Source organism: Pontibacter flavimaris (genome assembly GCF_001907195.1).
GTDB lineage: Bacteria > Bacteroidota > Bacteroidia > Cytophagales > Hymenobacteraceae > Pontibacter > Pontibacter flavimaris.
In genome coordinates this window covers 606,163-614,964 of record NZ_LVWA01000003.1, presented here as the reverse complement: position 1 = coordinate 614,964, position 8,802 = coordinate 606,163, and the positions used below count along the sequence as shown (strand labels likewise).

The 8,802-nt window shown below is 45.8% G+C and carries 4 protein-coding genes and 1 tRNA gene; all 5 read left to right on the top strand.

What is annotated here, in order from left to right:
* The first annotated feature begins 617 nt into the window (after window positions 1–617).
* The 5 genes from A3841_RS04900 (at window position 618) to cphA (ending at window position 8,776) form a co-directional block, all read left to right on the top strand.
* Window positions 618–1,145 (top strand): hypothetical protein, encoded by a 528-nt coding sequence (locus A3841_RS04900; RefSeq protein WP_073851171.1) that lies wholly within the window; start codon window positions 618–620, stop codon window positions 1,143–1,145.
* Window positions 1,146–1,225: 80 nt separating this feature from the next.
* Window positions 1,226–2,581 carry a DUF4932 domain-containing protein gene (locus tag A3841_RS04895; protein WP_083610213.1) on the top strand — a complete coding sequence of 452 codons (1,356 nt, stop codon included), beginning with the start codon at window positions 1,226–1,228 and terminating at the stop codon, window positions 2,579–2,581.
* Between the two features lie 406 nt (window positions 2,582–2,987).
* Window positions 2,988–5,315, top strand: a complete 2,328-nt coding sequence (locus A3841_RS04890) for an ABC transporter permease (RefSeq protein WP_073851169.1) — start codon at window positions 2,988–2,990, stop codon at window positions 5,313–5,315.
* Window positions 5,316–5,695: 380 nt separating this feature from the next.
* A tRNA-Cys gene (locus tag A3841_RS04885) sits at window positions 5,696–5,766 on the top strand.
* Between the two features lie 382 nt (window positions 5,767–6,148).
* Window positions 6,149–8,776 carry a cyanophycin synthetase gene (gene cphA / locus A3841_RS04880; RefSeq protein WP_073851168.1) on the top strand — a complete coding sequence of 876 codons (2,628 nt, stop codon included), beginning with the start codon at window positions 6,149–6,151 and terminating at the stop codon, window positions 8,774–8,776.
* Window positions 8,777–8,802: the final 26 nt, after the last annotated feature.

Genomic DNA, 8,802 nt, shown 5'->3' with positions numbered 1-8,802 from the left:
GTTCAGCCCCGTGGAGTTAGCGGCATACCAGGAGAAGTATAAGCAAGTAAAGATTATGTACCTGGAGCGAAGGCTTCATGAACTCAAAAAAGAAGCTGCTTAGCAGTTATATAGAAGTTAGGTCTAATTTTAAGAATAAATCTAGTGCAACTGATAAGACCAAAAATAATAGGGACACTCAAAATTGAGACAATGATGGCAGGCAATCTTGCGGTCATTAACGACATTAAAAATGCCCCAAATAAAATAATCATTCAATGCCGCTCGATTGAGCATGGCGAGGAAATTATCAGCAAAATCAAAGCCGCGAAACCAGGTGAAAAGCTTTTTCTATAGAGAACAATAACTTCATTTCGTACAATCCGACTTCAGAAATGCGTTTATGGCCTACTTTTCGTACATCAAGGCAAAAACGGACGGACTGTAAAAAAAAAAGAAGAAAAGTTGCTTGCGCTCGGCAAGCCGTTTTCGGGCTCGTTTCTGAAAATCAGGCCAGAAACAGAAAAAATCTGTTCAGTCTTTGCAAAGAAAAAACTAGACCTAACAAGGTATAAACGTCATCTCGGCCGACGGCCTTCGCCGTCGTTTATACAAGCCGTTAGCGGTAACTTCGAATTATGAAGAAGATTCTCAAAAAATACAATGAGCCATTTTCTGCTGAAATCAATCAATCGAAAACCAGAGTGATTGATTTTGTAAGTCGTGAAAAAGGTAAAAAGAGAGACTTCTTTGGCTTTCTTAGCAGCAGTCCTGTTGACTTTGATGAAGTCACTATATCTGATGGGATAATAAGTATAGATGTGATGCCTAAAATGTTAAATCCATATAGGGGAATGGGCAAAATACATATGAGTATTCAAAGTGGTTCAAATAATTCAGAGACTAAAATCGTAGGAGAGATCATACCCTACAACAGCCTTTATGTCATTCTTCTTTGTATGGTAATGGGCTTTTTAGTGTTATGGACTCCTATAGTTATCTCAATGACTTCAGGCATACATACATTTATAATGCTGGCTTTCGGATGGACAGTATTTCCCTTAGTTTTATATTTAATGCTTTTCTGGAACAGAAGCAGGCTTAGAGAATATAAAGAGTTTTTTCTGGCTACCTTAATGGAGAATAATAAGAAAAGCATCCGCTAACAAGGCACACAAGTTAAACATAGGCATAGGCCATGTTCACCTTATGTACAAACCGGTAGCTACAATAAAAAGGGAAAAATTTGAAAAAGCTTATACTCATACTTGCTGTATTTTCAACTTCATGCAGTTCTGGAATTTACAACCGGGCACCCCTCAAAAGCTATTTAGAAACCGAAACTTTGGTGGTCAATTATCAAGGGGCCTTTGTGCGAACGCTGGAAAAGAAAAACATCAAAGACGACACGCTCCATTTCGACTTTACTTACTGGGGCGGCTGGAAAGATTCTAAATTTTACTCTAGTAGTGACACCATCTTCATCACAAATAACGGGGTAGAGCAAGAGTTCATATACTGGACCAGCGAAGGTGATACTATAGTACTGGATATTTACAAGCAGTTCAACCCCGGCACTTATGACGATGACTACAAAGCTGGAAACAAGGGGAAAGTAAATGTGGTAATACCCCAAGTGTATGAACTTGCCAATGTAATGGTAGCGCTTGCCGATAACGCACAGTCCAACTGGGTAAAAGAGGATACGGAATACCACAAACGTGTTTTAGCATACTTTGCACCCTATAAAAGCCATCCAGCTATAGAAAAGTTGAAAGCTAAACTATCTGCAGGCTCTTATCTCAACATCAGGGAAAACAGTGCTGCCTATGTATTCGATGGGCAAAGGATAGTCAAGTCCGGCACATATGCTGGCTTTAGGGCTAGGGACCAGTTCAAAAAGCTATTGCCGTTAATCCAGGACTTTGCCATTGCAAGCAATTTCCTTTCCTTTTACCAAAACGAGAAGCCGCTTTATGAGAAGCTGGAGTCACTTGAGCATGAAAGAGCCCAGGTGAAAGAAGCTTGGGACTGGCTGCAGAATCAATTCCCAGGTAAGGTGGACTCTTATCGAATTATCATGAGCCCTCTGGCAGGCGCCTCCCATAGTATCCGTCTCTTTGAAAACAACAACTTCAAAGAAAACATCATCTTCATGTCTGCCCCTACTCTTATAAGCAAGGACTCGGTAAGTGAAAGCATAGGCGACGCTTTGGCATTAAGAAGGGCATTCACAGAAATAGACCACAATTACGTTAACCCCATCTCTGACAGCTATGCTGATGCCATAAATGATGCCATGGCAGATGTAGGGAAGTGGAACACAAAAGGCAGCTACAATAGTCCCTACGAGACATTTAATGAGTATATGACGTGGGCTGTTTTTGGCCTTTACGTTTATGACAGGTTTGGAGAAGGCGACTACCAAAAAGTAATGCGTCAGCCAATAGACTTTATGGAAAACAACAGGGGATTTGTAAAATTCCAGTCATTCAACAAGCACCTGTTGGATCTGTTCCTGAAGTATGATGGCAAAAAAAAGGTGCCGGAGCTATACCCTGAAATGCTGGAGTGGGTAAAAAAAGAGAATTACAGTAGCTAAGCACGCATATACTTCATGCTTTAGCCAAAGCCTATAAAGCAGCATATAAAAGCCAGTTAGCAACAATGCCCTTCCGTATAAACCGACGAATGTTGCCAGACAACAAAGAAATGTTTGACAATCCTGTCAAGAAGCTTCTCCACGGTAAACACCTAATGAGATATAAGTAAGTGCCGCAATCTCAATTGGGTGTAAAATATTTTGTACTTGACTGTATGAAATCGTTACAGTCAAGTGTCCGAAATCGAACAGATGTAAATAGACAGATGTCTGAAATATTCATGATTTATACCTAAGCTATTGCTGGTTAACTAGTTGTGTTTTGGCATCAACTTTGGGAATAGAGCTGAGAGAAATTCACTTCAGTATTTGGCCTGTTTTTCATTAAAGAACAACACTTCAAGTCGTGATAAAGAACTATCTAAAAATCGCTATACGGATACTCTGGAAAAACAAGCTTTTTTCATTAGTCAATATCCTGAGCTTGTCATTGAGTATGGCGGTAGGTGTTATTCTTTTTACAGGCCTGAAAGCCACTTACGATACTGACCATTTTCATCCAAAACTAAATCAAATAGTACGGATACTCACGCAGGAAACAAAGGAGGGGGAACAAACTAAATGGGCAACAGCACCATTGCTATTGGCGACTCAATTGGAGAGCGTCTCCTTTGTTAAAAAAACGGTAAAAGTACGTCTGGCAGGGAAACATAACCTGCAAACCGACGGAGGTGATGTACCTATTGACATAAAATTTTCAGAGCCTTCTTTTTTTGATGTTTTTGGCTTTAAACTTTTGTCAGGTAATGCACAAAGCCTTACCGATAATCCCACTTCCCTTTTTCTGACCGAAAAAACAGCTGAAAAGATATTTGGCGATGCCAAAGCATTAGGAAAAACTGTTCAACTTGAAAAGCTAGGTGCTTATACCGTTGGGGGAATTATCCAGGACCCGCCTTTAGAAACACATCTACCCATTGAGGCAATGCTTTCGATTAATGCTGCTGAAGTGCTTGAAAAAAAAGGAGCACTCAGTACTAGTTCACAAAATTGGGGAGACTTCAAGAGTTCAGCAATTTATGCACGTTTAAAATCAGAAGATGATTTAAAGCAGCTCCATACAACGCTCCAAAACTATACTCGGAAATTGGATAAGAGCAGTCTCCAATTTTTGGCACAACCCATAGAGGCTATTACCCCTCGAAACAATGACATTAAAAATGATCACGATGCGGGCACCGATTGGACGGGCATAAAAGCACAGCTGTTTTTAATTCTAGCCTTAACTCTTTTATCTGCTTTCAACTATATCAGTTTGTCATTGGCGCGTGCCTTCTCCCGAGCGAAAGAAGTGGGTATCCGCAAAACCTTAGGCGCGACAAGAAGACAAATTATTGGTCAGTTCTTGATGGAGTCGATCCTTGTCTCCCTTTTGGCTTTGTTGTTTACAGTGCCATGCGTCGAGATTTTAGCGCACTATATACCCGAAATGGATATGGCGTTTTCTTATGACACAGCCTTAATGTTAGGCTTGCTGACCTACGCAGTTATCACAGGCTTAGTCGCGGGGGCATTTCCGTCCTGGCTGCTGTCAGCGTTTCAGCCCATACAGGTTCTGCGTAAAATGAAGAATATTAAACTGTTCCGGGGTATTGCTATTTACAAGGCTTTGATTGTCGTTCAGTTTTCAGTGACCATCATGCTGATGATAGTGGTTGTCATATTAGCCGATTATGAAATAAAAAATCATGCAATCATTAACTCAACCGTGTCACCCAATGTCCTGACGCTTGATCTGAGAGGTGAAAAATATGAAAACCTGCAAAACGAAATAAGCCAGTTAAGCCAGGTAGAAACGACTTTGGCGACTAACTGGTATTACAAACCGATGCTAAAGGGCAAGTCTTCTGTAACATTAAAAGATAAAACCCTGGAAATGAATTACGTAAGTATAGACCCCAAAATAATTGAAACAGAAGGCATTAGTCTAAAATCGGGACAAAATTTCCCTAAAGATATACCCCAAAATAGGGAGCAGTATGTGCTGGTGAATGAAGCTGCCGCAAAATTATTGCAATTCAAATCGGAGACCTTAGTGGGGCAAACGCTATCGCTGGATTCTGCCTATGTACAAGTCATTGGCATCATGCCCAATGAAATTATTGGTGAGACAACTCCTTTGCTATATCGGTATTTGCCAAATGAAATTGCCACCTTGACCATAAAAATAAATCCAAATACAGAATTGGAAGCAACCAAAGCCATTCAAACCTTATGGAAAAACCATTTCCCTGAAAAAACAGCAAATCTTCAGAATTTAAAAGATGAATATTTTAGAATTGGAGATAGAATAGGTTTTTTTGGAGGCTTAGCCCTTATCGTCATGATAATCGCTGGTTTGGGCATTTTAGGCATAGCCAGTTACTCCGTAGAGATACGTGTTAAAGAACTGGGTATGAGAAAGGTATTGGGAGCAAGCAACAAAGAATTGGTGTGGGCAGTTACCAGAAATTTTGGCATTCTTATGCTGATTGCCGGACTTATTGGTGTTCCGGCTGGCTTGTTTGGCGGTGATTTAATTAGACAAGATTTAGGCAGCAGACTTGTTGATTTAAGTTTTACAAATGTAAGTATAGGCTTCGGTTTGGTTGCCATAGTCGGGCTACTGACTGTCCTGTCCCAAACCATTCGAGCGGCGCATATTGAACCTGTAACAGTTTTAAAAGTAGAGTAAAAAAGGTAAAACATGTATTGACAGGTTGAGACGATGACGAGACAATTTATTCTATTCCGCCACACCATAACCACCGATTACTTTTGCGAGAAGAAGGGCACATGTTGCTAACAAAATATTTCTGCAATGGTACGGCGAAGTGTAAGCTATAAGTGTTTTACCTTCTTTCTACATTTGGTTTAGTGGGACAGGACGCGGCATCGGAAGCGCACCACTACAGAAACACAAACGCTATACTTAGAACAGGTATAAACCTAAAGAATGGAATAACCTGATCTTCACTAGATACTGGCAAAAGTGCCTTGGTATGCAAAAAATAACTACCTAAAGTTTGACAAGTATACTTCTCTGCGTATATTTGCACTCCCATTGCACAACACGGTAACGTGGCCGAGTGGCTAGGCTCAGCTCTGCAAAAGCTGCTACAGCGGTTCGAATCCGCTCGTTACCTCTCAATCCCGCTAAGTATACTTAGCGGGATTTTTGTTTTCAGCCCCTCCGTGTTTATACTTACCCTCCGTGGCAGCTCATACTTAGATCTCGGGAAGTACTGCCAAACCTCATGATTTTCAGTTGCTGGCTTAATCTTTTAGCATCTAAATCCGTAATGTCCTTAGCTAAGAATGGCGCCGACAGGCGTTGACGGGAACCCTCTATTAGCTTTATTCAATATAGAGACAGGCAACTTATTCATATTCTGAAATTTAAGAAATTGCACAGTTTTTTAGAGGTAGTTCCGGAACGCTTCCCCCGAAGGTGCGAGGCAACAGGTATGATGAGGGAGACGCATCCCCAGAAAGCGTAAACGCATAGCTTATACAGCGAGAGAACAAATGAAAATCCTAGATTTGCGCATCATGCGCGGGCCAAACTACTGGTCAGTAAAGCACCCTAAGCTTATTGTTGTAAAATTGGCACTGGAGGAACTCAGCCAGAAGACAACCAGTGAAATCCCCAGCTTCTTGTCCCGCCTTAAAAAGATGTTCCCCGGCATGCAGGGCCACCGGGCAGCCGAGGGCGTGGAGGGTGGTTTCTTTAAATCAGTAGAGGAGGGCACTACCTTCGGGCATGTGGTACAGCATGTGGCGCTCGAGCTGCAGACAATGGCAGGGATGGAGAGTGGCTATGGCCGTTGCTACCCGGCCCCTGAGGAGGGGCACATGACGGTGGTGTATTCCTACCAGGAGGAGCGTGCCGGAGAGTATGCTGCCTATGCCGCCGTGCGCATTACCCAGGCGCTGGTGACAGGCGGGAAGTATGATCTGGATGATGACATCCTGCGGCTGCACGACATCCGGGAAGACGAGTACTTCGGGCCAAGCACTTACTCCATAGTTTCCGAGGCTGTGAGCCGTGGTATACCCTATATCCGCCTGAATCGCCATTCGCTCATACAGCTGGGCTACGGAGTGAACCAGCAGCGCATACAGGCCACTATGACATCCGGCACCGCCTGCTTTTCGGTGGAGATTGCCGGAGATAAAAAGGCGACCAAGGACATCCTGGAAGAGGCCGGCATACCCGTGCCGAAGGGCCGCACCATCTATGCCCCCGAAGAGCTGAAGAAGGCAGTGGACTGGCTGGGATACCCGCTGGTGCTAAAGCCGCTGGACAGCAACCACGGTAAAGGGGCCTCCATCAACATCACCAACCTGAAAGACGCGCAGAAAGGCTTTGCTGAGGCCAGGAAGTTCTCACAAGGTGTCATGGTGGAGCAGTACATTCAAGGCTTCGACTTCAGGCTGCTGGTGATTAACGGCAAGTTTGTGGCGGCGGCCAAGCGCACGCCGGCCATGGTTACCGGCGATGGCGTCTCCACCATCAAGCAGCTTATCGACAGGGAGAACCGGGATCCGCGGCGTGGTATCGGGCACGAGAAGGCGCTTACCAGGATCAACATCGATAAGCACACGCAGAACATCCTGAAGCAGCTGAACCTGACCACCAAATCGGTGCTGGCGGCAGGGGAGGAGCTCTTCCTCAAAAGCACGGCCAACATCAGTACGGGCGGCACGGCCACCGATGTAACCGACCTGGTGGACCCTTACAACGTGCTGATGGCGGAGCGCATTGCCGGCCTCATCGGGCTGGATATTTGCGGCATCGACGTGATGACCACCGATATCGCCATCCCTCTGAACGAGGCCCGCGGGGCCGTGCTGGAGGTGAATGCCGCTCCAGGCTTCAGGATGCACATCTCCCCAACGTATGGCCTGCCGCGCAACGTGGCCGAGCCTGTGGTGGATATGCTCTTCCCGAGAAGCAAGCCGGCACGCATTCCGATCATCGCCATAACGGGTACCAACGGCAAGACCACCACCACCCGACTGATCGCGCATATGGTCAAGCACAAGGGCTTTCAGGTGGGCTATACCACCACGGAAGGAATTTACATACAGGATAAACTGCTAGAGAAAGGCGACACCACCGGCTCTTACAGCGCCCAGTTCGTGCTGAAGGACCCCACCGTGAACTTCGCGGTGCTGGAGTGCGCCAGGGGCGGGCTGTTGCGCTCGGGCCTTGGCTTTGAGCAGTGCGACATCGGCATCGTAACCAACGTGAGCTCCGACCACCTGGGCCTGGGCGATATCCATACTTTGGAAGAGCTGGCGCGCCTGAAGGCAGTGGTGCCCAAGAGCGTGAGCAAGGATGGGTATGCGGTACTGAATGCCGATGATGACCTGGTGTACGCCATGGCTGAGGAGGTTAGCTGTAAAGTGGCCTTCTTTAGTATGGATGAGAACAACCCGCGCATCCTTAAGCACATTGCCAAAGGCGGGCTGGCGGCTGTGTTTGAGAACGGCTACATCTCTATTTTCAAGAACAGCTACAAGATCAGGATAGACCGCGTGGCCGATGTGCCGCTCACCTTTGGCGGGAAGGCCAGGTTTAACATTGAGAATATTCTTGCTGCCGCCCTGGCCGGCTATATTTCGCACTTCGATATCCACGATATCAAGACTTCGCTGCGCACTTTCATACCTTCCCCGAGCAAAACACCCGGCCGGATGAACCTCTTTAGGTTTCCTACGTTTGAGGTGCTGGTGGACTATGCGCACAACGTGGGCGGCCTCAAGGCCATCGGCGAGTACATGAACGCGCTGGATGTGACCAAGAAGGTGGGCATCGTGGCAGCGGTAGGGGATCGCCGTCAGGAGGATTTCTACGAGATGGGCCGCATATCGGGGGAGATTTTCGACGAGATCATCGTACGCCTGGATGCTGACCTGCGGGGCAGGACGGCGGATGAGATTCTGGGGCCGTTGCTGAAAGGGATAGAGGATATCGCCCCGGAGAAGCAGGTGCACCAAATCCCGCAGGAGATGCGTGCCATTGCCTTTGCCCTGGAGAGGGCCGCGCCAGGCTCCCTGATTGCCATTTTCACCGAGGATGTGCACGAATCGGTGAAAATGGTAGAGAGTTTCAAGGTAATTCAGGACCGCAAGGAGTTTGTAGAATAAAGTTTAAACAACTGCGTTAAGGAAGT